At 61.2% G+C, this 24662-nt stretch carries 26 protein-coding genes; 11 read left to right on the top strand and 15 right to left on the bottom strand.

Annotated elements, in window-relative coordinates:
• Positions 1–6 precede the first annotated feature (6 nt).
• On the top strand, positions 7–1020 hold the full coding sequence (locus OOZ52_RS10595; RefSeq protein ID WP_274698489.1) for a YihY/virulence factor BrkB family protein: 1014 nt from the start codon (positions 7–9) through the stop codon (positions 1018–1020).
• Positions 1017–1820, top strand: a complete 804-nt coding sequence (fabI, locus tag OOZ52_RS10590) for an enoyl-ACP reductase FabI (RefSeq protein WP_274698488.1) — start codon at positions 1017–1019, stop codon at positions 1818–1820. Before OOZ52_RS10595 ends, fabI begins: the two co-directional genes overlap by 4 nt.
• 6 nt (positions 1821–1826) lie before the next feature.
• Here the strand turns inward: fabI and OOZ52_RS10585 are convergent, their stop codons facing one another.
• From OOZ52_RS10585 to OOZ52_RS10540, 10 genes are all read right to left on the bottom strand, one after another.
• Positions 1827–2441, bottom strand: coding sequence for a hypothetical protein (locus tag OOZ52_RS10585; protein WP_274698487.1), 615 nt, complete (start codon positions 2439–2441; stop codon positions 1827–1829).
• 85 nt (positions 2442–2526) lie between these two features.
• Positions 2527–3051 carry a demethoxyubiquinone hydroxylase family protein gene (locus OOZ52_RS10580; RefSeq protein ID WP_274698486.1) on the bottom strand — a complete coding sequence of 175 codons (525 nt, stop codon included), beginning with the start codon at positions 3049–3051 and terminating at the stop codon, positions 2527–2529.
• Positions 3048–3506, bottom strand: a complete 459-nt coding sequence (locus tag OOZ52_RS10575; RefSeq protein WP_274698485.1) for a disulfide bond formation protein B — start codon at positions 3504–3506, stop codon at positions 3048–3050. The genes OOZ52_RS10580 and OOZ52_RS10575 overlap by 4 nt, the downstream gene beginning before the upstream one ends.
• A 158-nt stretch (positions 3507–3664) precedes the next feature.
• Positions 3665–4999, bottom strand: coding sequence for a S41 family peptidase (locus OOZ52_RS10570; RefSeq protein ID WP_274698484.1), 1335 nt, complete (start codon positions 4997–4999; stop codon positions 3665–3667).
• Positions 5000–5388: 389 nt separating this feature from the next.
• Positions 5389–6609: a murein hydrolase activator EnvC family protein gene (locus OOZ52_RS10565; protein WP_274698483.1), complete on the bottom strand. Its 1221-nt coding sequence runs from the start codon at positions 6607–6609 to the stop codon at positions 5389–5391.
• Between the two features lie 5 nt (positions 6610–6614).
• The gene (locus tag OOZ52_RS10560) at positions 6615–7037 is read right to left on the bottom strand and encodes a 23S rRNA (pseudouridine(1915)-N(3))-methyltransferase RlmH (RefSeq protein ID WP_274698576.1); all 423 of its coding nucleotides are present in this window, start codon (positions 7035–7037) and stop codon (positions 6615–6617) included.
• The gene (locus OOZ52_RS10555; RefSeq protein WP_274698482.1) at positions 7038–7322 is read right to left on the bottom strand and encodes a hypothetical protein; all 285 of its coding nucleotides are present in this window, start codon (positions 7320–7322) and stop codon (positions 7038–7040) included. It abuts the gene before it with no gap.
• Positions 7323–7482: 160 nt separating this feature from the next.
• On the bottom strand, positions 7483–7866 hold the full coding sequence (gene rsfS, locus OOZ52_RS10550) for a ribosome silencing factor (RefSeq protein WP_274698481.1): 384 nt from the start codon (positions 7864–7866) through the stop codon (positions 7483–7485).
• A 138-nt stretch (positions 7867–8004) separates the two neighbouring features.
• Complete coding sequence (locus OOZ52_RS10545) at positions 8005–8670, bottom strand: nicotinate-nucleotide adenylyltransferase (RefSeq protein ID WP_274698480.1); 666 nt, start codon at positions 8668–8670, stop codon at positions 8005–8007.
• 9 nt (positions 8671–8679) lie between these two features.
• Entirely contained in the window at positions 8680–9966 is a 1287-nt protein-coding gene (locus OOZ52_RS10540; protein WP_274698575.1) for a glutamate-5-semialdehyde dehydrogenase, read from the bottom strand.
• A gap of 258 nt (positions 9967–10224) precedes the next feature.
• Between OOZ52_RS10540 and OOZ52_RS10535 the strand changes: the two genes are divergently transcribed.
• Entirely contained in the window at positions 10225–11361 is a 1137-nt protein-coding gene (locus OOZ52_RS10535) for a peptidoglycan DD-metalloendopeptidase family protein (protein ID WP_274698479.1), read from the top strand.
• Between the two features lies 1 nt (position 11362).
• Positions 11363–11770, top strand: coding sequence for a bactofilin family protein (locus tag OOZ52_RS10530; protein ID WP_274698478.1), 408 nt, complete (start codon positions 11363–11365; stop codon positions 11768–11770).
• A gap of 100 nt (positions 11771–11870) precedes the next feature.
• Here the strand turns inward: OOZ52_RS10530 and OOZ52_RS10525 are convergent, their stop codons facing one another.
• The 4 genes from OOZ52_RS10525 to OOZ52_RS10510 form a co-directional block, all read right to left on the bottom strand.
• Entirely contained in the window at positions 11871–12590 is a 720-nt protein-coding gene (locus OOZ52_RS10525; protein ID WP_274698574.1) for a DUF1013 domain-containing protein, read from the bottom strand.
• 128 nt (positions 12591–12718) lie between these two features.
• A complete protein-coding gene (locus OOZ52_RS10520; protein ID WP_274698477.1) occupies positions 12719–13762 on the bottom strand; it encodes a glycosyltransferase family 4 protein in 1044 nt (347 codons plus the stop codon).
• Positions 13759–14661 carry a UDP-2,3-diacylglucosamine diphosphatase gene (locus tag OOZ52_RS10515; protein WP_274698476.1) on the bottom strand — a complete coding sequence of 301 codons (903 nt, stop codon included), beginning with the start codon at positions 14659–14661 and terminating at the stop codon, positions 13759–13761. Before OOZ52_RS10515 ends, OOZ52_RS10520 begins: the two co-directional genes overlap by 4 nt.
• A 109-nt stretch (positions 14662–14770) precedes the next feature.
• A complete protein-coding gene (locus OOZ52_RS10510) occupies positions 14771–15793 on the bottom strand; it encodes an NAD(P)H-quinone oxidoreductase (RefSeq protein ID WP_274698475.1) in 1023 nt (340 codons plus the stop codon).
• Positions 15794–15882: 89 nt separating this feature from the next.
• Here OOZ52_RS10510 and OOZ52_RS10505 point away from each other — a divergent pair, with 89 nt between their 5' ends.
• Both OOZ52_RS10505 and clpA read left to right on the top strand, forming a co-directional pair.
• Positions 15883–16086, top strand: coding sequence for a DUF1192 domain-containing protein (locus OOZ52_RS10505; protein ID WP_274698474.1), 204 nt, complete (start codon positions 15883–15885; stop codon positions 16084–16086).
• Positions 16087–16266: 180 nt separating this feature from the next.
• A complete protein-coding gene (clpA, locus tag OOZ52_RS10500) occupies positions 16267–18663 on the top strand; it encodes an ATP-dependent Clp protease ATP-binding subunit ClpA (protein WP_274698473.1) in 2397 nt (798 codons plus the stop codon).
• Between the two features lie 34 nt (positions 18664–18697).
• On the opposite strand, the gene OOZ52_RS10495 is transcribed toward clpA, so the two are convergent.
• Positions 18698–19345, bottom strand: coding sequence for a helix-turn-helix transcriptional regulator (locus OOZ52_RS10495; RefSeq protein WP_274698472.1), 648 nt, complete (start codon positions 19343–19345; stop codon positions 18698–18700).
• A 113-nt stretch (positions 19346–19458) separates the two neighbouring features.
• Between OOZ52_RS10495 and OOZ52_RS10490 the strand changes: the two genes are divergently transcribed.
• From OOZ52_RS10490 to OOZ52_RS10470, 5 genes are all read left to right on the top strand, one after another.
• The gene (locus tag OOZ52_RS10490) at positions 19459–19812 is read left to right on the top strand and encodes a hypothetical protein (RefSeq protein ID WP_274698471.1); all 354 of its coding nucleotides are present in this window, start codon (positions 19459–19461) and stop codon (positions 19810–19812) included.
• A gap of 6 nt (positions 19813–19818) precedes the next feature.
• Complete coding sequence (locus tag OOZ52_RS10485) at positions 19819–20235, top strand: DUF2231 domain-containing protein (RefSeq protein ID WP_274698470.1); 417 nt, start codon at positions 19819–19821, stop codon at positions 20233–20235.
• Between the two features lie 89 nt (positions 20236–20324).
• Positions 20325–22004 (top strand): M1 family metallopeptidase, encoded by a 1680-nt coding sequence (locus OOZ52_RS10480; protein ID WP_274698469.1) that lies wholly within the window; start codon positions 20325–20327, stop codon positions 22002–22004.
• Positions 22005–22055: 51 nt separating this feature from the next.
• Complete coding sequence (locus tag OOZ52_RS10475) at positions 22056–23060, top strand: ligase-associated DNA damage response exonuclease (protein WP_274698468.1); 1005 nt, start codon at positions 22056–22058, stop codon at positions 23058–23060.
• Positions 23060–24655 (top strand): cisplatin damage response ATP-dependent DNA ligase, encoded by a 1596-nt coding sequence (locus tag OOZ52_RS10470; protein WP_274698467.1) that lies wholly within the window; start codon positions 23060–23062, stop codon positions 24653–24655. The genes OOZ52_RS10475 and OOZ52_RS10470 overlap by 1 nt, the downstream gene beginning before the upstream one ends.
• The last annotated feature ends 7 nt before the right edge of the window (positions 24656–24662 follow it).

Here is a 24662-nt window from a genome sequence, read left to right as displayed (position 1 = left end):
GCCCGCGTGACCGTCTCGTCATCGCATAATCGGGCCAACGTGGAAGGCGACCGTATTGCCACGGGAATTTCGCCCGAGGCGCGCCGTCTTGCTGCGATCGATCATCCCGAATTGCCGGAGCCCGAGCACAATGTGCTCGAAAAGACGTGGATCGTTATCAAACGTGTTGTGATCGGTTGCTTCACCGATGGCACCATCCACGCGGGCAACCTTGCCTACATGTCGCTGCTGGCGATCTTCCCGTTCTTCATTCTGGGCGCTGCCGTTTTCCGGCTGATTGGTGAGGAGGCCGAGCAGATGGCCGCCATCGAGGCGCTGATCCGCACCCTGCCGCCAACTGTCGCCAATACGATCGAGCCTGTGGCGCGAAACGTCGTCGAGATGCGCAGCGGTTGGCTGTTGTGGGTTGGCGGGCTTGTCGGTCTGTGGACCGTGGGCAGCCTTGTCGAAACGATCCGCGATATCCTGCGCCGCGCATACGGCACGCGCGCGACCAAGGCATTCTGGAAATACCGCCTGTTTTCGACCGCGATCATTCTTGGCGCGGTATTCCTGCTTATCGCATCGCTGTTCGCGCAGGTGATGATCGAGACCGCGCAGGAAGTTATCAGCGCCAACTTCCCGCAGTTGACAAACACGCTCGGTCAGCTCGCGTGGTCGCGGATCGCCACTTCGATCGGTCTCTATGTCGCGCTTTGGCTGCTGTTCATTTCGCTGACGCCGCAGCGTTACCGGACACGACGCTATCCCAAATGGCCCGGTGCGCTGCTGGTCATGCTGTGGTGGACCGGTGTGACCATGGCGATGCCGCCCGTCCTGCGGAGCCTGTTTACCTATGATCTCACCTACGGATCGCTCGCCGGTTTCATGATCGCGCTTTTCTTTTTCTGGCTGGTGGGCTTAGGGATGGTTGCAGGGGCTGAATTGAACGCGGCTTTGGCCGAGACGCCCGAAGAAGAACGTATCCGCATGGGCCGTGATGGGACGACCGATGCGCCGAAGGAGGACGCAGAGCAATGAGTGGACTGATGGCCGGCAAGAAGGGCCTGATCATGGGGCTCGCCAACGACAAGTCGCTGGCTTGGGGCATTGCGCAGAAGCTGCACGAACAGGGCGCGGAAATGGCCTTTTCGTATCAGGGTGAAGCCCTGAAGAAGCGCGTTGCACCTCTGGCGGAGCGCGTGGGGAGCGATTTCCTGATCGAGTGCGATGTTTCCGACATGGCGAACATGGATGCCGCCTTTGCCGAGATTGAGGCGAAGTGGGGCAAGCTTGATTTCCTCGTCCACGCCATCGGCTTTTCGGACAAGAGCGAACTGCGCGGCAAATATGTCGACACCAGCCTCGACAACTTCCTGATGACGATGAACATCTCCGCCTATTCACTGGTCGCTGCCGCCAAGCGCGCCGCGCCTTTGATGAGTGAGGGGGGCTCCATCGTCACGCTCACCTATTACGGCGCCGAAAAGGTCGTGCCGCATTACAATGTGATGGGTGTGGCCAAGGCCGCTCTTGAAACAAGCGTGCAGTATCTCGCCAATGATCTGGGGCCGGACAATATCCGCGTGAACGCGATCAGCGCCGGACCGATCAAGACGCTGGCCGCCAGCGGCATCGGCGATTTCCGCTACATCCTGAAGTGGAACGAATTGAACTCGCCGCTACGCCGCAATGTCACGATCGAGGACGTGGGAGGAGCCGGGCTCTATTTTCTCAGCGAATTATCATCGGGCGTGACAGGGGAAACCCACCATGTCGATGCCGGTTATCACGTCGTCGGCATGAAGCAGGAAGACGCGCCCGATATCGCGCTCAGCTGACCTTGCTCAGTAGTCGTCGCGTGTTTGCGGGACAGCGGGTGGATCTTCCGGAATGGCATCGGGATCGACGGTGACTGCGGGCAGCGGTTCTTCGCCCTCAATCGGCTGGCCCTGAGCCAGGCGGCGGCGTTCAAGTTCGGCCTGCTCCAGCTCTTCCACCCGCTCCTGCGTCATCGCCGCATCGACATCGATGGTCGACAGGCGATCTTCGCGCGCAGCGTTCACCAGCTCGCTCATGCGGACATCGCGGCCTGCGGCGCGCTCGGCATAGGCCTGCTCGATCATTTCCATCGTGCAACCGTGCTCCGCGCCTGACCCCACCGGAGTGCACGACAGCGGGCCGAACGCGCCCACGGCCTCAAGGCTCTTGAAGCGCGAATCCCACGTTTCGTTCTCGCGCGAATTGCTGTTCCGCAACGTTGGCGGAATGCGATAACGCTCGCTTTCATCCAGCCGCGCACAGACGGTGATTTCTTCCTCGGTCGAGACCGGGCACGGGTCATCGCCGTAAACGATGATCTGGTTCACGCGGTCGCCGCCCTGATCCTGCGCTGCGGCAGGCATGGCGGGCAGCGCCAGGGCGATGGCGGACGCGGCGGAAAGGGCAAAAAAGCGAGTCATTGTGGTCCTCGGTTCAAATCTGTAGCCTGACAAAGCGCCATTACCCTTGAACGGGCGATGAAGGCTTTGGTGCCGCAAACGCGCTTCAGATCTTTTCCGAAATGCGAATCGCAGCCTTGCAGCCCAGGCGAATGGCAGCGTGGAGCAGCGGATAGCCGGGCGCGTTTTCGGCCCCGTGCGCAATCGCGGCGTCACGATGTTCGCGCTCGTCTTCACGGAAACGATGGATCATTTCCGCAAGTTCCGGATCATCGCCATCCGCCTCAAGCTCATCAAGCTGGCGCGAATAGTGCAGGTCGATCTCTTCCTCGACCGCCGCGGTGCAGGCCATTGCCGCTTCGGGGCCGAGCAGTGCGGTGCCAGCCCCCAGCGCATAACCGGCAAAGTGCCAGAACGGCTGCAAGGCGGTTGGCCGCACGCCGCGCCGCGCCATCAGGGCATCGAATTCCGCTCGGTGCCCCACCTCTTGCTCTGCCATGGCGCGGATTTCCGCCGAATGCGGACCGCGTTCACCCATCACCGCGAGTTGCCCGGCGTAGATACGCGTCGCGCCGAATTCGCCCGCCTGATCGACGCGGATCATTTCCGAACGGTCTTTCTTGGCAGTCATGCGCGCCTCTCTTTCGCCAGCAACAGCACCCATATGGCTATTGCTCCGCCAATGGAAAAGAGCGCGTTCCAGCCGGCAAGCGAAATACCGAACAGCGACCAGGGCGCTTCATCACAGCGAACAACGTCGAAAGAGGTGAGATCGGGCGCGCCGGTGCAACCGGTGATTCCGGGCCACCACTTGTATTCGACGCCCGCGTGGAACGCACCAATCGCGCCGGAGACAAGGATCGCCAGTGCGGCGAGGCCGATCCAGACCTTCTTCGGCGGCGCAACGAAAGAAAGAAGCGCCAGCCCCAGCGCAATGAAATGCGGGTAGCGCTGCCACCAGCACATTTCGCACGGGAACAGGTCAAAGCCGTATTGCGAGATATAGGCACCACCCAGTAACGCCGCAGGAATGGCGAGCGCGAGGCGCTGCGCCAGTTTGTCCGATGAATCCGTCAAAGCAGTCATAAGGCTTCTATCCAGACAGGAGGCGCTTGAGACAAGGAATTATTGTTTGTTTGACCTCAAGCGCCGGCGCTCACGTCCGTTCGCTTGGCTATCCTCGCCTGAATCCCTCCGCTTCGCTCCGGGACGGCTGCGGAGGCAGCTTCGAAAAACAAGAAGACCTACCTACGCGCGACACTCACACCGGTGGTGCGACGCAAAGTCCGCACGGCATAATCGAGCTGGAAGTCGTCGACGCCCATGTCAGCCAGTTCGGCAGCAGTCAGCTGGAAACGCGGATCATCGATGCGGTCACGCTCCAGCGCGGTATCCTCGACACCCACTTCGTTGATCAGGTGGCCGCGCAGGTCGCTTTCGCGCAGCGCGAGGCGCTGGCGACGCTCGGCATCGGGATCGGATAGCTGCGGCACGCGGATATCGGGCTCGATCCCGCCTTCCTGCACACTGCGGCCCGAAGGCGTGAAATAGCGCGCGGTCGTTAGCTTCAAAGCCGAATCGCGCGTGAGCGGAAGCAGCGTCTGCACGCTGCCCTTGCCGAAGCTGCGCTCACCCATGACCAGCGCACGGCGGTGATCTTGCAGGGCACCGGCCACGATTTCCGATGCGGAGGCAGAGCCTTCATCGATCAGCACGATGATCGGCACGCCATCGGCCACATCGCCGCGATAGACGCTCTCGGCCTCGTAGAACACGCTGTCCCGCCGGGTGCGGCCGCGCTGCGACACGATTTGCCCTTCGGTCAGGAACAGGTCCGAAAGCGCCACGGCTTCATCGAGAGAACCGCCCGGATTGCGCCGCAAGTCAAGCACCAGTCCTGCCAATTGTCCGCCCGCATCGCGGGTCAATTCTTCAAAACCCTGACGCACATCCGCACCCACATCGGCGGAGAATTCGTTGACCGAGATATGGCCGATATCATCGCCAATCATCTCCCATGTCACCGGCTCCAGCTCGATAACGCCGCGCGTCACCGTTACTTCAAAGCTGTCTTCGCGGCCCGGTCGGAAGATGGTCACTTCCACATCGGTTCCGGCAGGACCACGCATCTGGGCAACGGCAGAATCCACGTCGAGCCCGAAGATCAGTTGACCGTTGACGTGGGTAATGTAATCGCCTGCCGCGATGCCTGCCTCCTCGGCAGGACTCCCGCGGAACGGCGAAATCACCTTTACCGCGCCGTCTTCCATCTGGATGGAGATACCAAGCCCTTGGTAATTGCCGTCAATCATCGTCGTCAGCCGCTCCATCGCGGCACCATCGATATAGGCGGAATGCGGATCGAGCGCGCCCAGCATCCCGTCAATCGCCCCGCGGATCAGAACCTCGTCCTCCACTGGCTCGACATAGCTCGCCTTAATCCGCTGATAGGTAGCGAAAAGGCGTGCAAACTCGGGTGAGGCACGGCCATCAACCTGCGCGATGGCCGCCGTGGTAACGGGCATCAGGGCAACGGCAGTGCAAAGAGCAGCAGCGCGTATGGCGGGAGCGATTTTCATAACGAGTGATTCCTAAGCGGATTTTGGTCCCTGCGTAGGGTGTATCGCAGGAAACGGCTTAACGCCAGATGAGGATTACAGGCGTGATCGCTGGTTTGTTTTTCGCTCACGCCTCCGCGTGAGCGTCCTCGGTGCTATTCGCATCTTTGTTTGGGCCCCTCAAGCGCCGGGCGGGGGCCGTCCGGCCTCCTTGGCTTCGCCCTACCGGGCGGCCCGCAGTCGCGGGCTGTCGTGCGCTAGTCGCGCCCGAGAGCAGCGCCAGTTCGCTACCGTGTCGCGGAGCACGGCGCGTCGGGCCGCAAGGGCGACTGCCCGCCCGCAGCGGGCACGCAGCGAAGCGAAGTGCGTCTAGCGAGGACGAACCCGCGGAGGCGGGTTCATGAGATTAACTAACCAACAAAGAGCACCGGATTTACCGGTTCACCGTCCTTGCGCAGCTCGAGCGTTACCGTGGGCCGGTCCGGCCCTGCGACACCGAGCGGCGCGCCGCCCACCACTTCGACGCCAACGCGAACGTCGCTGCGCGCGAGGCCGGTGATCAGGCTGGTGAAGCCGCCGGCATGCTCGATAATCACGATCTGGCCATATCCGCGATAGGGGCCCGCGAAAGCCACGCGTCCATCGGCAGGAGCAACCACCTGCGCGCCGTCCAGCGGAGCCAGTGTCAGGCCCTGGCTTAGGCCCGAACCACTGGGCGCACCGAACCCGGTGACTGTGCGGCCCGAGACGGGGAGTATGTAAGACGACAATCCGGCATCGCTGACCGAAAGCGACGGCGCAGCGCCTGATCCGTCTGCTACCTGCGCAGCCTCGGGCGCGGCGGGGCGCAGTTGCGGGCCGGGCAAGGCTGCGAGACGCTGGCGAAGCGCGCCCGCACGGTCGAGCTCTTCGACAAGGCCATCCAAATCGCGCACCTGTTCGGACAGCGCCAGCGCACGCTCTGCCTCACGATTGGCATCAACCCCTGCGGCGCGCGCGGCGAGGCGACTTTCGCTTTCCACTTCAGCCAGCTGCGCACGCCGTTCTTCCAGGGCGACTTCTTCTGCTGATAGCGCTTCGGTCGCAGCCTCTGCCTCGCGGCGCAATTCGGCTGCGCGGGCGATCTGCATGCGCAGGCCAGCCGTGCTTTCTTGCACTTGCGGCACAGCGTTGTGTAGCATGGCGCGCAAGTAGACGACGTCCTGCACCTCTCCCGGTCGCAAAACCGAAAAAGCCACCGGGCGGCGGGAGAATTGCTGGAGCGCAGCGGTCAGGCGGACCAGCGGGCGCTGCTCGCGACCAAGCTCTTCGCGCAGTTCGGCGCGCTCGCCATCGACCATCTGCATGCGCGCACGTGCCGCGGCGATCCCGGCCTCGGCTTGCTGGATGCGTGCCGCAAGCGCGGCGGCTTCGCGCGATGCACGATCTGCGGCGTCTTCGGCAGCTGCAGCCTCAGCCTCCAGGCGCTCGCTCCGCGCTTCCGCGGCACGGCGTTCTTCGAGCGCCTCGGCCAGTGCGGTGCGGGTATCATCGGCACTGTCAAAAGTAGTGGCGCGCTGGCCGCTGGCTGCGACTGCGCAGAGTAGCGCCGATGCGCCTAGAAGCACTGTGCGATGATTGAGCCACGCCATGCCTGCTATCCTGCCCGATGATAGGGGTGGCCCGCAAGAATAGACGTCGCGCGGAAGAGCTGTTCCATCAGCATGGCACGGGCGAGTAGGTGCGGCCAGGTCGCCTTGCCATAGGAAAGGAGCAGATCGGCTTCCGCGCGCTCCTCCGCCGAGTGCCCGTCCGCCGCACCGATGACAAAGCGGCATTCGCGCATGCCATCATCGCGCCACCGCTCGAGAATGGCAGCAAATTCCTCGGAACCGAGATTCTTGCCTTTCTCGTCGAGCAGAACAGTCTTCAAGGGCGCTTGAGGTTCGGGGATCCGTCCACCGGATTCAGGCAGTTCGGTCAGCTTGAGCGGCCACTGGATACGCTTGGCATAGCGATCCACCAGCTCACCTTCAGGCGAACGGGCAATCTTGCCGCGAGCGATAACGTGGAGGAGAATCTAGCCCTCCTCTTGGTACAGGAAGGCATGGTCGAGCGAAGCATCGCACTTGGAACAGCCGTGCTTGGTCGGGAAAATCACGAACATGCGATCAAAGAAGCGATGCTTGCACTTGCCGCAATGTACGCTCTTGTAGGCCCGCCGCGCGAGCCAGAACTGCAGCACGATGGCCGCCAGCATGACGACAAATCCGTAGCTGAAAAGCGGTTCACGATGCAGCCGGAATGGGCCGAAGGCGACGCTGTAGGCAATCAATGCAAAGAACAGCCCCCAAGAGAGCCACATTGCCCGATTGGCCGCTTTATATCGCCCAACTGCGCTCACGGTTAAGCTCCATATCGGTCGCGGAAAGCGGCCGACCTAGGCCGACCGGCCGCCCGCAGCGGGCGCAGCTTGCTGCGCGCCTAGCGAGGACGAAGCGGCGGAGGCCGCTTCGCAAAGAAGGTTACGCGCTTCCCATCTGGCGCGTCTTGCCGTCTTCGCCAAAGCCCCACATGCGTTCCAGATTGTAGAAACTGCGCACTTCGGGGCGGAACAGGTGGACGACAACGTCACCCGCGTCGATCAGCACCCAGTCGGCGGCTGGCAGGCCTTCAACGCGCGGCATGGCCTTGCCGCTCTGCTTGATCTTTTCAGCGAGCTTGTTCGCCATCGCCGCGACTTGCCGCGTAGAGCGGCCCGAAGCGATGATCATGTGATCGGCGATCGAGCTTTTGCCCGCCAGAGGAATCGAGACCATTTCCTGCGCCTGATCATCATCAAGCTGGGTCAGGATCAATTCGTGGAGAGAGCCGGGCTCTGCATCTTGTGGGGTGGCTTGTTCAGTCATGGAGATAAGTGTTGCTGTTGCGGCGGGACTGCCATCTGCGGTGGAGCGCGTTTGCGCTGCATTGCCGGGCTGGGTCATCGCGTAGGGTCATGCTCCTGAATTGGGAATGGACAAAAGTCTTTCCAAGAGCTGACCGCATTAAGCGCCACCTCCTGAAGGACTTTCATGGATGAGGGAATGCGTCACTTCATCCCGTGGAGCAGGTCCGGAAAATCCGTCTGCCCAATTGGGATCCGCCCGGCGTATCGCAGTGGCCGAACGCGGATCGGGATCGAAACGCAGTTCTATCAGCGCTGGTGCGCTCCATTCGCCCCGGTTCTTCAAACCAGCTGCAGATAACCGGAAATTCCGCAGCCAGGCCATTGCGGGGCTCGCAATAGCATCATCGTCATAACCCGGGCGGGCGATTACGGCAATGGGCATTTCCCGCGCTATGTCGCGCCAATCCTTCCAGCGATGGAATTGCGCCAGATTGTCAGCCCCCATCAGCCACACGAAACGCCGCTTGGGGTAACGCCTTTTTAGCGCACGGAGCGTGTCGATGGTGTACCGCGTGCCGAGCGCCTGTTCAATCGCGGTGACGCGGATTGGGGCATTACGACTGACCTTTTTGGCAGCTTTCACGCGGGCGGGGAGCGGCGCCATGCCCTTTTTGGGCTTCAGCGGATTGCCGGGGGATACCATCCACCATAGCTCGTCGAGCCCCAGCGCATCGCGCGCGAAGAGTGAAATGCGGCGATGGCCGCCGTGCGCGGGGTTGAAGCTCCCGCCAAGCAATCCGGTGATGGGGCCAGAATGGCGCAAGAAAAGACCTCAGCTGCGCGCCTGGCCTTGTCCAAGCACTTGCCACTTATAGGTCGTGAGGCCTTCAAGCGCCACCGGTCCGCGCGCATGCAGCCTTCCGGTGGCAATGCCGATCTCTGCCCCGAGCCCGAATTCGCCGCCATCGGCGAACTGGCTGGAGGCATTGTGCATCACGATGGCGCTGTCGACTTCGGCCAGAAACCGCTCTGCGGCGGCGTCATCTGACGTCACGATGGCATCGGTGTGGCCGGAGGAGTGCTGCGAGATATGTTCCATCGCCTCGCCGATACCGGCAACAATGGCGACAGAGAGAATGGCATCAAGATACTCGGTATCCCAATCATCGCCTTCGGCAGGCTTGATCCGGTCATCGATTTCCTGCGCGCGCGCGTCACCGCGCAATTCGCATCCGGCATCGAGCAATGCAGCCAGAACGTCGGGCGCGCTCTTGAAGCCCTGATCGATCAGCAGCGTTTCCATCGCACCGCAAATGCCCGTGCGCCGCATCTTCGCGTTGAGCGCGATGTCTTTCGCCATGCCCGGATCGGCCTCTTCGTCGATATAGGTGTGGCAAATGCCATCAAGGTGCGCGAGCACGGGAACGCGCGCATCTTCCTGCACGCGCGCCACCAGCCCCTTGCCGCCCCGAGGAACAATCATGTCGATCAGACCTGCGGCCTTGAGCATCGCGCCAACAGCTTCACGGTCCTGCGTGGGCATAAGCTGGATCGCCCCTGCGGGTACGCCTTCCTGCGAAGCGCCCTCGACAAAAGCGGCATGCAGTGCGCGGTTCGAATGCACCGCTTCGCTTCCCCCGCGCAGTAAGGCCGCATTGCCCGACCGCAGGCACAGCGAGGCGGCATCGGCGGTTACATTGGGGCGACTTTCATAGATGATGCCAATCAAGCCGATGGGAATTCGGCGGCGCACCAGAGTCATGCCAGCCGGCGCTTGTGACCGGCTGATCTCCTCACCCACCGGATCGGGCAGGGCGGCAACATTTTCGATGGCGCCGGCAATGCCTTCAAGCCGCTCTGAATCAAGCTTCAAGCGATCGAGCATCGCGCTGGAAAGGCCGCGCGCCTCGCCTGCGGCAATGTCCTTTGCATTGGCCTCCAGGATGGTCGCTTCCGCCTGTCGGATAGCTGCAGCGGCGGCGCGCAAGGCTTCGGCCTTCTGGCTATCGCCCATTCGCGCCAGTTTACGCTGCGCTGCCCGGCCATTCTTCGCCAATTTGGCAACCATTTCATCAGGGGCAAGATCGGTCAGTTCGGCAGCGTTCGACATGTCATTCATCGAGAATTCTCGAAGGTCCTTTTCCGTGGGCATATTTGAGGAAGTACAGGCAGGCGCGAATCGTTCCGAGATCATTTGGTTCCCGCAAAAAGCACGAAAATTTTACACGACGAAACGATTCATCGCACCACTTCTTCGATTCGCCCCGGAGTCAGAGCGCCGTGACTCGACCTCTCACTCGAATCGTTTACACCGCCCAGCAACAAATTAACTCGGGATTACGGGGTCGTTTTGCAGAAAGAAGCCACAGGCGGGACAATGGAACGCCTGCGGAGCTGGTTCCCGGAGCGCGAATTTTTCATGCGCTCCCAGGGTCAGGTCCGTTTTATCACTATCACAACGCGGATGCAGATGATCGCTGCCGGCTTGGTGCTAGCGGCCGTTCTCGGCTGGGCGATTTCGATGAGCGTGATGGCATTCAACCAGTACCGCGCTAGTGCAGAACGCGCTTCGCTGCTGGAGCGTGAAGCGCATGTCGAGCAGAGCGAAGAACGCTACGCCGCCTATTCGGAAGATCTCGATGCGACGGTTGCCGAACTGCAGGCACGTCAGGACATGCTCGATGACATCGTCGAAATGCTGCCCGAGGATCTAGTCGCTGAAGCGGAAGATACCGTGTCCGATTCATCCGAGGAATCGGAAGAACTCATCAGCATGATGCGCGAAGTCTTCCCAGAAGCCGTCGGCCTCGCCGAAGTCGAAGCGCGCCAGCTCGCGGTTGTCGAAGCGCTGACGCTCTATGCCGATCGCCGCGCGGCCCGCACCGAAGCAGCCATTCGCTCGCTCGGTCTTGATCCGCGCGCGGTTGCCGACAGTAACGTGGCGGTTGGTGGTCCTTTCGAGGGCCTTTTTTCTGGCCGCGACAGCGCGATTGACCCGCGCTTCGAGCGTCTGGGCCTGAGCCTTGCGCGCATGAGTGCTCTCGAACGTGGTCTCGAAACCATCCCGCAGTATATGCCCGCAGACATCAATTCGATCTCTTCGGGCTACGGCTATCGCCGCGATCCGTTCAACGGTCGTGCGACCATGCATTCCGGCCTCGATTTCCGCGCCGCGCATGGTTCACCCATCCACGCTGCCGCTGCTGGTGAAGTCAGCTTCGTCGGTTGGAAGTCGGGCTACGGCAAGGTTGTAGAAATCACCCACAATGGCGGCATGGTCACACGCTATGCCCACATGTCGCGCTTCCGCACCGAAGTGGGTGCGGACGTTGCTGCCGGTGATGTAATTGGCGCCATCGGCAGTACGGGTCGCTCCACCGGGCCACACCTGCACTTTGAAGTGCGCATCAATGGTCGCGCGGTAAACCCGCGCCCATTCCTGGAGACAGCCCCCCATGTTCTCGAAGAAGCAAGAGCAGAATTTGCCCCCCACGCGCACGAGGCAGCCCAGTAGAATGGCAAATTCAGGCAGCACATTTTCCGTAATCGGACCGGACGTAACGATCCGCGGCAATATCGAAGCAACCGTTGATCTGCATGTCGATGGCAAGGTTCACGGCGATATCGCCTGCGCCTCGCTGGTGCAGGGCGAAGGCAGCCATGTCGAAGGCGAGATCAAAGCCGAAACCGCGCGCCTATCAGGTGAAGTCAAAGGCCGGATCGAGGCCAAGAACCTCGTCGTGCTGAAAGGCGCGAAGATCGAAGGCGATGTTAGCTACGAAACGCTGACCATCGAGCAGGGCGCAAAGGTCAATGGCCGCTTTGCACCGCTCGGCGCCAATGCGCCCAAGCCGGCATCGAAGCCAGCAATGGCGGCGCCTTTGGGCGAAGAAAGTGATCGCGGCGTGGCTGTCGCCCGCTGATCCGGTTCAACAGGGATAACAGCCCCCGTTTTGGGAGAGGGCAAACAAAAGGGGCGGCCCACGCGGGACCGCCCCTTTTTTGTTTCTCGCGCCTGCTCGCTTAGAGCGAATCCGGCCCGGGCTCGGGCTCCGGATTGGCCTCGGCTTCGCGCTTGGCTTCCAGCCATGCTTCGGCCTCGGCTTCCTGCGCGGCCTCAGTCGCGGCCTTGGCTGCTTCCTCACGCTCCTTGCGCAGTTCCTCGATCAGCTTTTCCTTGTCGTCACGCGGATCGACCGGTGTTGCCGGCGCTTCTTCGCCTTCGACAGGCTCGGTCGTTCCAGCACGCTTTGCAGCCTTGGCCACAGCGGCATCGAGCTCGCGCTGAGAGCACAGACCCAGGGTCACCGGGTCCTTCGGCTGAATGTTGGCGATGTTCCAGTGGCTACGCTCACGGATCGCGTTGATCGTGTTGCGCGTAGTACCGATCAGACGGCCGATCTGCGCATCGGAGATTTCCGGGTGGTTGCGCAGCAGCCAGGCGATGCCATCGGGCTTGTCCTGACGCTTCGACACCGGCGTGTAACGCGGGCCCTTGGTGCGGCTGACATCGACGGGCGCCTTCTGCATGACGAGCGAATATTCGGGGTCGGCCTGACCACGCTCGATCTCTTCATGCGTCAGCTCGCCCGAGTGCACAGGATCGCGGCCGGTGTACTTGGAGCTGGCAAGGTCATCCGCCATCGCCTGCACTTCAAGGATGTGCAGACCGCAGAATTCTGCAATCTGGGTGAAGCTCAGCGCGGTATTGTCCACCAGCCAGCTGGCGGTGGCGTGCGGCATGAGGGGTTTGGGCTGATCAGCCACGATGTTTCTCCGAAATAAAAGGGCCGCCCCTCACGGGACGGCCAGCCTTACCCCATGATGTAGAGCCTTTCGCCGCATCCCGCAAGCATTTGCGCTCTAGCGCACTATGCAGGCAGCGGAATGACGCTTCCGATTGGCAATGCGTTGCCCCCGGACTCAAGTCCGTCGAGGAATTGGGAGGTACTTGCTTCCCAGCTGAAGTTGCGGCCGTGCGCAAGGCAGATTTCGCGGGAGAAATGCAGGGCCCGCCCTATTGCCCGCTCGATCCGTTCGTCCATCGCACCGCTATCGTTTTGCAGAACATCGCGCGGTCCGGCAACAGGATAGGCGGCAACCGGGGTCCCGCATGCCAGCGCTTCGATCATCACAAGGCCGAAGGTGTCGGTTCGGCTCGGGAAGACGAACACGTCCGCTCCGGCATAGCAGGCCGCCAGGTCAGGCCCCGTTCGCTTGCCGATAAAGTGTGCGTCAGGGAACTGTGCCTTCAGCCGGGTAAGCGCAGGCCCATCGCCCACAACCACTTTGGAGCCGGGATGATCGTTGCCCAGAAACGCCTCGATATTCTTCTCCACCGCCACGCGGCCAACGTAAAGCTGGATCGGGCGGGGCAGGTTGAAGAAGAAGTCGGGCGGTGCATGATCTGGGTGAAAGGTCGCCAGATCGACCCCGCGCGACCAGTGGTGAAGCTTTGTCAGCCCCTGCTTACGCAGCTCTTTCCGAATGCTTGGTGTCGCCACCATGATCCGCTCTGCTGGCCCGTGAAAGCGCCGGATGAAAGGCCAGAACAGCTTGGCAGGCAGCCTTGTACGCCGCGCCAGATAGTCGGGGAATTGTGTGTGGTAGGCGGTGGTGAAAGGAAAGCGGTTGCGCAGACACCAGCGACGCGCCGCCCAGCCGAGCGGACCTTCGGTCGCGATATGGATCGAGTCCGGCGCAAAGGCAGACAGCCGCTTTCCCACCCCTCGCGCGCCTGTCAGCGCCAGCCGGATCTCGGGATAGGACGGTGCAGGTATCGACCGAAACTCACCCGGCGAGATGATCTGCACAGCGTGCCCGCGGCGCAACAGTTCGCCGGTCACACTGGTAAGCGTCCGGACCACGCCATTGACCTGCGGGTGCCAGGCATCGGTTATGATCGCGATCTTCATGCTGCCTCCGCCGTGCTCGTTACAGGCACCTGACGTTTGGCGACTTCCTCCGGCCAATTGAGTATTTCCATGCGGCCATCGGCATGCTCGGCCAGAGCATTGCAGCCTTCCACCCAGTCGCCATCGTTCCAGTATTCCGTGTCGCCGAACATGCGGTGCTCGGCGGTGTGGATGTGGCCGCAGACAACCCCGTCGACCCCGCGTTCAGCAGCAGCACGGGCAACGACTTCTTCATACTTGCCGATGAATTCGACCGCATTCTTGACCTTGTGCTTGGCCATTTTGCTGAGCGACCAGTAGGGCAGGCCCAGCCGCCGCCGGACCACATTGACCACATGGCTCAGTGTCATCGACAGGTGGTATGCCGCGTCCCCCACAAAAGCGAGCCAGCGATGTGAGAGCATGATCGCATCGAACTCGTCCCCGTGCAGCACCATCAGACGACGGCCATCCGCGGTCTCATGAAAAGCGGCGCGCTGGATCTCGATGCCGCCGAAGCTCATGCCGGAGAACGGGCGCAGCATCTCGTCATGATTGCCGGGGATATAGACGATCCGCGTGCCGCGCCTGGCCCGCTTCAGGATGCGCCAGACGATATCGTTATGCTCGGGCGGCCAGTAGAACTTCTTCTTCAGTCGCCAGCCATCGATGATGTCGCCAACCAGATACATGGTCTCGCTATCGACACTGTCGAGGAAATCGATCAGCAACTGCGCGTTGCAACCCTTGGTGCCGAGGTGAACATCGCTGATCCATACCGTGCGGTACTTGCGACGCCCCTCCGGTGAACGTTCCGGCACGGTGGGTGGGGGAGGCTCGGCGTGCGAGGAAACGTATTCAGCCAGACTGGCGATACCATCACCATTGCCGATATCACCATCAAGATAGTCACCAAACATGCCGCGATTGTCCCCTGCAGCCTGTATCTGGCTTCGGGTCTATGGCGCGCAATTGTGACGTGCGAACCGCAGTTTAGCGGCAGTTTAACGACACTATGAAGCTTTCGAGTCAGTCACCGGCGACGCGCAGCACGATTTTTCCCACATGCACGCCCGCTTCCATACGCAAATGGGCGTCAGACGCTTCTGCCAACGGGAAAACCCGATCCATCACCGGCCGTAGCTCGCCCGCTTCGACGGCAGGCCAGACTTCGCGGAACAGCTCGTCCGCGATCATGCCTTTGAACACATCGGTGCGCGGGCGCAGTGTGGACCCGGTGACCATTTGCCGCTTCATCATCAGCTTGATCATGTTGAGTTCCGACTTGGCACCGCCCAGCGTCGCGATCAGGACCAGGCGGCCATCCTCTGCCAGGCAATCGAGATTGCGCTGCGTGTAGTTGCCCGCAACCATATCGAGGATCAGGTCACATCCGCGGCCCTGGGTGATTGCCCGCACGCGTTCGGAGAAATCCTCGCTCTTGTAATTAATCGCGTGATTCGCGCCGATCTTGCGCGCCGCTTCACATTTCTCGTCCGATCCGCAGGTCGCGATAACGGTCAGCTCGAACAACTTGCCGAGCAGGATCGCCGTCGTGCCGATGCCGCTTGTTCCACCGTGCACCAGCAGCACTTCACCATCACGCGCGAAGCCGCGCTGGAAAACGTTGTGCCACACGGTGAAGAATGTCTCGGGGATCGCGGCGGCCTGCTCCATCGGCAGGCCGTCGGGCACAGGCAGGCAATGCTCGGGTCGGGCGATGCAATACTGGGCATAACCGCCGCCCGCCACCAGCGCGCACACACGCTTGCCGAGTTCGCCCGGATCGACACCTTCGCCAATCGCGACCACTTCGCCCGAGACTTCCAGCCCCAAAATATCGGAAGCTCCAGGAGGAGGCGGATAGACGCCCATGCGCTGCAGGCAATCGGGGCGATTGACCCCGGCATGACTCACCGCGATCAGTACTTCGCCCGCGCCGGGCTGCGGCACATCGCGCTCGGCCAGCTGGAGCACGTCCGGCCCACCTGGGCCTGAAATTTCGATCACCTGCATGGTGTCCGGCACATTTTTTGCCGTCTCGCTGCCCATATTGCCCCGCTTTTCCCCTGCGTTTCTCCCCCATCCCTAGGGCGAGCCACCATTGACAGCAAGCGCGGCGGGAGGGATGTTCCGCAGCTATGGAAGACGATCTTCCCCGCAGGCGGACAGACGCCGCAGCCGAGCTGGCTGGCGAAGCGCTCGATACCTATTCCCAGGATGAGCTGATGGAGCGGGTTGGGCTGCTCGAGACGGAAATTGCCCGGGTGAAGGCGCATCACGCCAAGGCGGCGGATCATCGCAAGCTGGCAGACAGCCTGTTCAAGTCGAAGAGTAGCGAGTGATGGGCCGGTTTGGGCCCTTTGCACCCCTCGCAATCGCGCCACGGCGCACCATATCCTTATCAACACCCACCGCGGCCTTGGTGAAGGGGCCGTTCACACGCCGCGTTAGAGCTTTGTTAACCATGTGATGCGCAGCATCCCCCCACCTCCCACTGCGGCCAACCTCAATCAAGGACTGTAATGCCAAGTTTCGCGCAAAACCTCGAAAAGACGCTCCACACCGCAATCCAGCACGCGATCGACCGCGCGCACGAATATGCGACGCTGGAGCACCTGCTGCTGGCACTTGTCGAAGACAGTGACGCTGCCGAGGTCATGACCGCATGCGGTGTCGATCTGGGCGAGATCGCGGGTGTTGTCCGCCAATACCTTGATCAAGAATATCAATCGCTTAAGACAGAAGAGGATGCCGATCCACAGCCCACGGCAGGCTTCCAGCGGGTGATCCAGCGCGCTATCCTGCACGTCCAGTCTTCGGGCAAGGACGTAGTGACGGGGGCCAACGTTCTGGTTGCACTGTTCTCCGAGCGAGACAGCTATGCGGTCTATTTCCTGCAAGATCAGGATATGAGCCGCCTTGATGCGGTGAGCTTCATTAGCCACGGTATTGGCAAGAACGGCAAGCAGATCGAAGATCGCTCGGCCGAAGGCGCCGCCGAAGGTGAAGTGGCTGGCGATGGCAAGGAAAAGCCGGAGAAGAAAAAGGACTCCGCGCTCGACCAGTTCTGCGTGAACCTCAACCAGAAGGCGCTGGACGGACGGATCGATCCACTGATCGGTCGCGGCCCCGAAGTCGACCGCACCGTGCAAATCCTGTGCCGCCGTTCGAAGAACAACCCGCTTTACGTGGGCGACCCGGGCGTGGGGAAAACCGCTATCGCAGAAGGCCTGGCGCGCAAGATCGTTGAAGGTGACGTGCCCGAAGTGCTCGAACCGGCAGTGATCTACGCACTCGACATGGGTGCGCTGCTTGCCGGCACTCGCTATCGCGGCGATTTCGAGGAACGGCTGAAGCAGGTCGTGAACGAGCTCGAAAAGCTGCCTGACGCGATCCTCTTTATTGACGAGATTCACACAGTGATCGGTGCTGGTGCCACCAGCGGCGGTGCGATGGACGCGAGCAACCTCCTGAAGCCTGCGCTTTCAAGCGGTGCGATCCGTTGCGTCGGTTCGACGACCTACAAGGAGTTCCGCAACCACTTCGAAAAGGATCGCGCGCTGCTGCGTCGCTTCCAGAAGATCGACGTGAACGAGCCGAGTATCGCCGACACGATCAAGATCCTGAAGGGCCTGCGCAGTGCCTTTGAAGAGCATCACAAAGTGAAATATACGCCCGATGCCATCAAGACTGCTGTCGAAATGAGCGCGCGCTACATCAACGATCGCAAATTGCCCGACAAGGCGATCGACGTGATCGACGAGGTGGGCGCGATGCAGATGCTCGTACCGCCCAGCCGCCGCCGCAAGACTATTACTGCCAAGGAAATCGAGAAAGTGGTCGCGACGATGGCGCGCATCCCACCGAAATCGGTCTCCAAGGATGACAAAAAGGCGCTCGGCACGCTGGAGAAGGATCTCAAGCGCGTTGTCTTCGGCCAGGATGAGGCGATCGATCGCCTGTCCACAGCGATGAAGCTCAGCCGCGCAGGTCTGCGCGACCCGGACAAGCCCATCGGCTCATTCCTGTTCAGTGGCCCGACCGGTGTGGGTAAAACCGAAGTCGCGCGCCAACTCGCCAGCATCATGGGTATCGAGCTCAAGCGCTTCGACATGTCCGAATATATGGAGCGCCACTCGGTCAGCCGCTTGATCGGCGCACCTCCGGGCTATGTTGGCTATGATCAGGGCGGCCTGCTCACCGATGCCATCGACCAACACCCGCATTGCGTGCTGCTGCTCGACGAAATCGAGAAAGCACATCCCGACCTCTTCAATATCCTGCTGCAGGTGATGGATAACGGTCGTCTGACCGACCATCACGGCAAGACAGTGGACTTCCGCAATGTCGTGCTGATCATGACTACCAACGCGGGCGCATCGGATGCCGCCAAGCAGTCGATCGGTTTCGGCGCGGGCACCAAGACGGAAGCTTCGGAAGAGGCGGTGAAGAAGATGTTCACCCCCGAATTCCGCAACCGCTTGGATGCCATCGTGCCGTTCGGCTACCTCGGCAAGGAAACCGTCAGCCGCGTGGTCGACAAGTTCATCATCCAGCTCGAGCTGCAGCTGGCCGACCAGAACGTGCACATCCAGTTCGATGGCGATGCGCGCGACTGGCTGGGCAAGCGCGGTTACGACAAGCTGATGGGGGCCCGCCCGATGGCACGTCTGCTGCAGGAGAAGGTCAAACAACCGCTCGCTGAAGAGCTGCTGTTCGGCAAACTCGCCAGCGGCGGCGAAGTGCATGTCAGCGTAAAGGACGACAAGCTCGCTTTCGAGCTCACTCCGGCTCCGCCCAAGAGCAAGCCGAAGCGCAAGAAAGCCGCCGCAAAGAAGAAACCTGCTGCGAAGAAGCCGGGTTCACCAGGCGCCTCTGAAGCGGATACAAGCGGCGACAAGAAATCCGACAAGGATTGAGCTGCCACTTAGGCGGGCATCATTATTGCCTGTGTTAATCTGTTCCCGGCCCTTTTTCTGCAAATGAAAAACGGCAGGAGCAATCGCCCTTGGCCATGCATGCACTATGCCGGACCGAGCGGCGGGTTAGTGTTTCAAGCAATGTGATATCCATCTCGCAGACCGCCGGGTTAGCCTGCGCAGCCTCGTGATAAACGCAGTTGTGGGCCTCTATTTCCTCACCGCCTCCTTCTCCCTTCCTGGCTTCATAGCCAAGCTGCTGCATAAGCCTGACTACTTCGCGAATGGGAATGCCAGCTGGAGGGATGCCATCGGCTGCAAGTTCATGTGCCAACTCGCGACCAATCCCCTTCAGCATAGAGGCGAGTGTGGTTTCATCCAGCCTCCCCGCTATTGCTGAAACCAGTCTGGTGGTAAGCAACGCATACTGCCTGGGAAAGCTGGATCTACCGTATTCGCTTAGTCGATAGCGTTGCGAAGGCCGCCCTCGCGTCCGGATATCTTCACCCTTCTCGATCAGTCCGTCGCGTTCGAGCGAAACAATATGTTGATGAGCGGCATTGCGTGAGATTCCAAGCCTGCCGGCAAGTTCTGTCACAGAACAGGGTTCCTCTGCCTCAAGCAGAAACCGCATCAGCTCCGCGCGGGTGCTCCCCGATTCCCCGAATGCCTGATTTTCCATGCACGCATCTTTGCAGACATCCCCCACTTAAACAACTTTGTAATCTTTCTTATTGACAAAGTATATTTATTCACTGAGGGAGGACGCCGAATTCGTAATTGAGGGAGTTGAACATGTTGGAATATGCCGTCTTGGCCTTTGCTATTGCCGCCATCGGGGGTCTGGTTCTCGCCCGCTCTGTTCTGAGCGGACGCCTCGCCTCTTGGGCGGTGTCACTTCTCCACGCCGCCTTGGGGGCGACAGGCCTGGTGCTGGCAGGCCTTGCAATAATCCAGATGCAGACAGATGATCGCGGGATATTGCCAATCGGGTTGCTCCTGTTGCTCATCGCAGCGCTGGGAGGATTTGCCCTCGCGTCATTCCATATTCGCAAGATCATAGCGCCCAAGGCTCTGGTTCTGGTACATGCAGGTGCTGCAGTTCTGGGCTTCCTGATGCTGGCCGGAAGCCTGATCGGTGTCGCCTGAAGTAATATGGTCAACCACCCCATCCATCCGATGCTGGTGCACTTTCCTATCGCCTTCCTGATCACCGCCAGTGCCGGAGATATGGCACAGCTTGTTGGAGCGTGGAGCGACAGCCAATCTGTCGCCTGGGCAATGGCGGCTGGAGTTGTCACTGCACTGATCGCGATGGTGGCGGGGATGGTAGACTTGGCAAAGCTGAATGGAGCGGCCCAGCGCATCGCTGGCTTTCACATCGCCGCGATAGGGCTTTCCTGGATCGCCTACTGCATTGCTCTCTATCTCCGGCTCGAAGTATTCACGGCAAGCGGCCATCCCCCGCTCGCGAGTATCATCTCCAGCTTTTTCGGAGCTGCATTCTTGATGGCCGGGGGATGGTTCGGCGGGGTGATGGTCTATCGCTATGGGGCCGGATCGTCTGTCTGATTGCTTGAGCGCGTACGGAAGGTCGAGATAATGCGAAGCCCGAACGGTAACGACTGGTGCAATTCGTCAATCGGCGTTATTCCGATAGAATGAAAGCACATCTCCTGTTGCTGCCTTTGACAGCTCTCGTTCTCACGCCTGCTTCTGCCGATGCCCAGTCCCTCAGCCAGCGTACCGCGCAGACCGATCTACCGCTGACCGGCCCGCGCGCCGCGATGCAGATCGAGCATGTGGATCTGGCTATCGCTGTCCTGCCGGACCGGCGGCGCATAGAAGGCGACAGCTCCTATCGCCTGACTGCAAGCGAAGCGCTGGACGAGCTCGCGCTGGATCTGGACCCGCGCTACAATGTCACCGCCGTCAGCATAGACGGAGTCGAGCTGGCTGCAGACGCCTATGCCAATCCGCGCGGCATTCTCACGATGCGGCTACCCAGCGCCGCCACTGCCGGCGATACGATCAATCTGCGCATCCAGTACGAAGGATCCCCGCACGTTGCCCGCAACGCGCCGTGGGATGGCGGCATTGTCTGGTCGCAATCGAACGGTCAGCCGTGGATTGCAACCGCGTTTCAGGGCGAGGGCTGCGATATGCTGTGGCCGTGCATCGACAATTCGGCACACCGACTTGGTTCGATCGACACCATGTGGACGGTGCCCACCGGACTGACCGCCACCGGTAATGGCAGGCTGGTGAGCGAGGTCGACAACGGTGACGGCACAACGACCTTCCACTGGACCGCGCGCGATCCGAGCAATTACGGCATTGTTCTGCAAATCGGGCCGTACGAGCTTTCCGAACAGATGTACGAAAGCCGTTTCGGCAACACTATCCCGATCCAGTTCTGGCACTTACCCGAAAGCCGGAAAGAGGCGCGCGCGCTCGTGCGCGAGATGGCAACCTATCTCGATTTCTTCGAAAGCACGATTGGCCCCTATCCCTTTGGTGATGAGAAGGCGGGGATCGTCGAAACGCCGCACCTCGGCATGGAGCACCAGACGATCAATGCCTACGGCAACCGTTTCCGCCCCGATCCGCTGGGCTATGACTGGCTGCTGCAGCACGAATTCGCGCACGAATGGTTCGCCAACCAGCTGACCCATGCCAGCATCAACCACATGTGGCTGCACGAAGGGATCGGCACGTGGATGCAACCGCTCTACCTCGGCTGGATGCATGGCGAGATGTATTACACATCCGAAATGTGGCGTCAGCGGCGCGGCATTCGCAGCCAGGTACCTCTGGTTTCGCCCGAAGGAGAGCTTCCCGATTACAATGACGAGGCGGCTGGCTGGGGCAGCGATATCTACGCGAAGGGTGCGTGGGTAATGCACACCATGCGCTACCTCGTAGGAGAAGAGGCGCTGTTCCCTGCACTCACGCAGCTGACCTACGGGACGACAAGCCCGGTGCCCGGAGAAATCCGCCCGGTCTCACGCACGACAGACGATTTCCGCGTTATTCTGGGGGAAATGACCGGCGAAGACCTCAACTGGTTCTTCGATGCCTATTTCTATCAGGCAGATCTACCTCGGCTGAACGTGGAGCAGAGCGGGCGCACAGTCGCCTTCGAATGGGTCACGCCATCCGAATATGCCTTTGAGATGCCTCTGGAAGTGCGTGTGAACGGTTCCAACCGCACGCTGATGATGACTGGCGGACGCGGCGAGATCGAGCTGCCCGACGAAAACGCGCATTTCCTCCCCGATCCGGACAACCAGATCCTGATGTATGACGAGGCGATTGCACGCTGGCAGGAAAGTCGCTGAACGGAACACACGTAAACGGAACACACAGGGGCGCGGTGAATTCCTTTAGGGATGGCCGCGCCCTTTTCCTGGATCAAGCCCGAACCGCACGGGATCTACATTCCCCCTGCCGATTGCTGGGTCGATCCCTCGCGCGCGGTTAGCAAGGCACTGGTAACGCACGGCCACGCCGATCATGCACGCGGCGGACATGGCAAGACTGTAGCCACTCCGGAAACGCTGGCGATCATGGAGCTACGCTACAACACGCGCGATGGTGTACGGTCGGTCGCCTACGGCGAGACCGTGCGGCTCGATGGCGGAGTCGATGCGACCTTTGTACCTGCAGGACACGTGCTGGGAAGCGCGCAGATCCTGCTCGAACATGCCGGCGAGCGAGTGGTGATCACGGGTGACTACAAGCGCCGCCCCGATCCGACCTGCCCGCCGTTCGAAGTGATCCCCTGCGACATTTTCATCACCGAAGCGACCTTTGGCCTGCCGCTGTTCACCCATCCTCCTATCGCAGACGAAATGGCGAAGCTGCTCGCGCGGCTCGAAGCGCACCCCAACCGCTGCGTGCTCGTAGGTGCCTATGCGCTGGGCAAGGCGCAGCGCGTGATCGCAGAGCTGCGCGCCGCAGGGCACACACAGCCGATCTATCTGCACGGCGCGATGGAGAAGATGTGTCGCCTCTATCAGGAACACGGCGTCGACCTGGGCGAGCTCCGCATGGTGATGGACCACGAAAAGGACGATATTCGCGGGCATATCGTCGTTTGCCCGCCAAGCGCGCTCAATGATCGCTGGAGCCGACGCTTACCCGATCCCATCACCGCGATGGCAAGTGGATGGATGCGCGTGCGCCAGCGCGCTCGCCAGCGCAATGTCGAGTTGCCACTCGTGATTTCAGACCACGCAGACTGGCACGAACTCACGCGCACGATCGAGGAAGTCGATCCGCACGAAACCTGGATCACCCACGGCCGCGAGGAAGCGCTGCTCCGCTGGCACCAACTCCACCAACGCCGCGCCCGTGCGCTAGCGATGATCGGGCGCGAGGATGAGGACGAGTAGTGGAGGACTTCGCCTGCCTCCTCGAAGCGCTCGTCTATACGCGGTCTCGCAATGAGAAGCTCCGGTTGATTGCCGAGTATCTGCGCGGCACGCCCGATCCCGACCGCGGATGGGCGCTCGGCGCGCTGACCAACGGGCTCAATTTCAAGGCGGTGAAAAGTTCGACCGTACGCAACCTGATGCAGGACCGCGTTGATCCGGTGCTGTGGAAGCTCAGCCGCGACTTCGTCGGCGATACGGCAGAAACTGTAAGCCTGCTGTGGCCCGAGCCAATCGGTGACGTCGCGCCGCCACCATCGGTAAGCGAAGCCGTTGAAACGCTTGCGAAAATGACTCGCGCCACCGCACCTGTGGACTTGCCCAAGCTGCTCGACCGGCTCGACCCATCAGGTCGCTATGCGCTGATCAAGCTGGCGACGGGCGGGATGCGCATTGGTGTCTCCAGTCGCCTTGCCAAGGTGGCTTTTGCGCAGGCCTTCGATGTCAGCGTCGATGACGTGGAGGAGTACTGGCACGCGCTTGAGCCGCCCTATGCCGAACTGTTCGCCTGGGCGGCTGACGGGGCCGATCCGCCCGATACCAAGAACGTGCCGCTTTTCCGGCCGTTTATGCTCGCCCATCCGCTGGAGGAGCTGCGTGTCGATCTGAAAGACTATGCGGCCGAGTGGAAGTGGGACGGCATTCGCGTGCAACTGGTCCACGTGGCGGGCGAGACACGGGTCTATTCGCGCTCGGGCGACGATATCAGCGCAACTTTCCCCGAACTGGTGGGTGCGCTTGATCGCCCGGCGGTGCTCGATGGCGAATTGCTTGTGCGCGGCGATGCGCAGGGCGGTGCAGAAGGCGGTGCGGCCAGCTTCAACGCCTTGCAGCAGCGCCTTGGTCGCAAGACAGTAAGCAAGAAGATGCTCGCCGAAAGCCCCGCCTTTGTCCGGCTCTACGATGTGCTGTCGTGGGATGGCGAGGATCAGCGCGCGCTCGAATGGCAGCGGCGGCGAGGCCAGCTTGAAAGCGCCGTGCCCAAGCTGCCGGGCAACCATTTCGATCTCAGCCAGCTCGTCGAAGCGCGTGACTTTGAGCATCTCGCTGAAATTCGCGAGGGCACCCGCGATGCCGCGATCGAAGGGCTGATGCTCAAGCGCCGCGACTCCCTTTACGTCCCGGGGCGCAAGACGGGGTTGTGGTACAAGTGGAAACGCGATCCGCTGCTGATCGATTGTGTGCTGATGTATGCCCAGCGCGGGAGCGGCAAGCGCTCGAGCTTCTATTCGGATTACACCTTTGGTTGCTGGGATGGCGACCCCGACGCAGGGGCAGAGTTGTTACCCGTTGGCAAGGCCTATTCAGGCTTCACCGATGCCGAACTGAAGAAGCTCGACAGGCTGGTGCGGCAAACAACGCTCAACCGCTTCGGTCCGGTGCGCGAGGTCGAGCGAACGCTCGTCTTCGAAGTGGCCTTTGACAGCGTCCACACGAGCAAGCGTCACAAGTCAGGCCTCGCGATGCGCTTCCCGCGCATCCACCGCATCCGCTGGGACAAGCCAGTACACGAAGCCGACCGTATTGGTACTCTACGGAAGATGATCAGGGATTAGAGAGAGT

It is taken from the genome of Aurantiacibacter sp. D1-12 (assembly GCF_028858515.1).
In the GTDB taxonomy this organism is placed as follows: Bacteria; Pseudomonadota; Alphaproteobacteria; order Sphingomonadales; family Sphingomonadaceae; genus Alteraurantiacibacter.
Note: the sequence above shows the minus strand (reverse complement) of the source record. Positions and strands in the feature narration are given on the sequence as shown.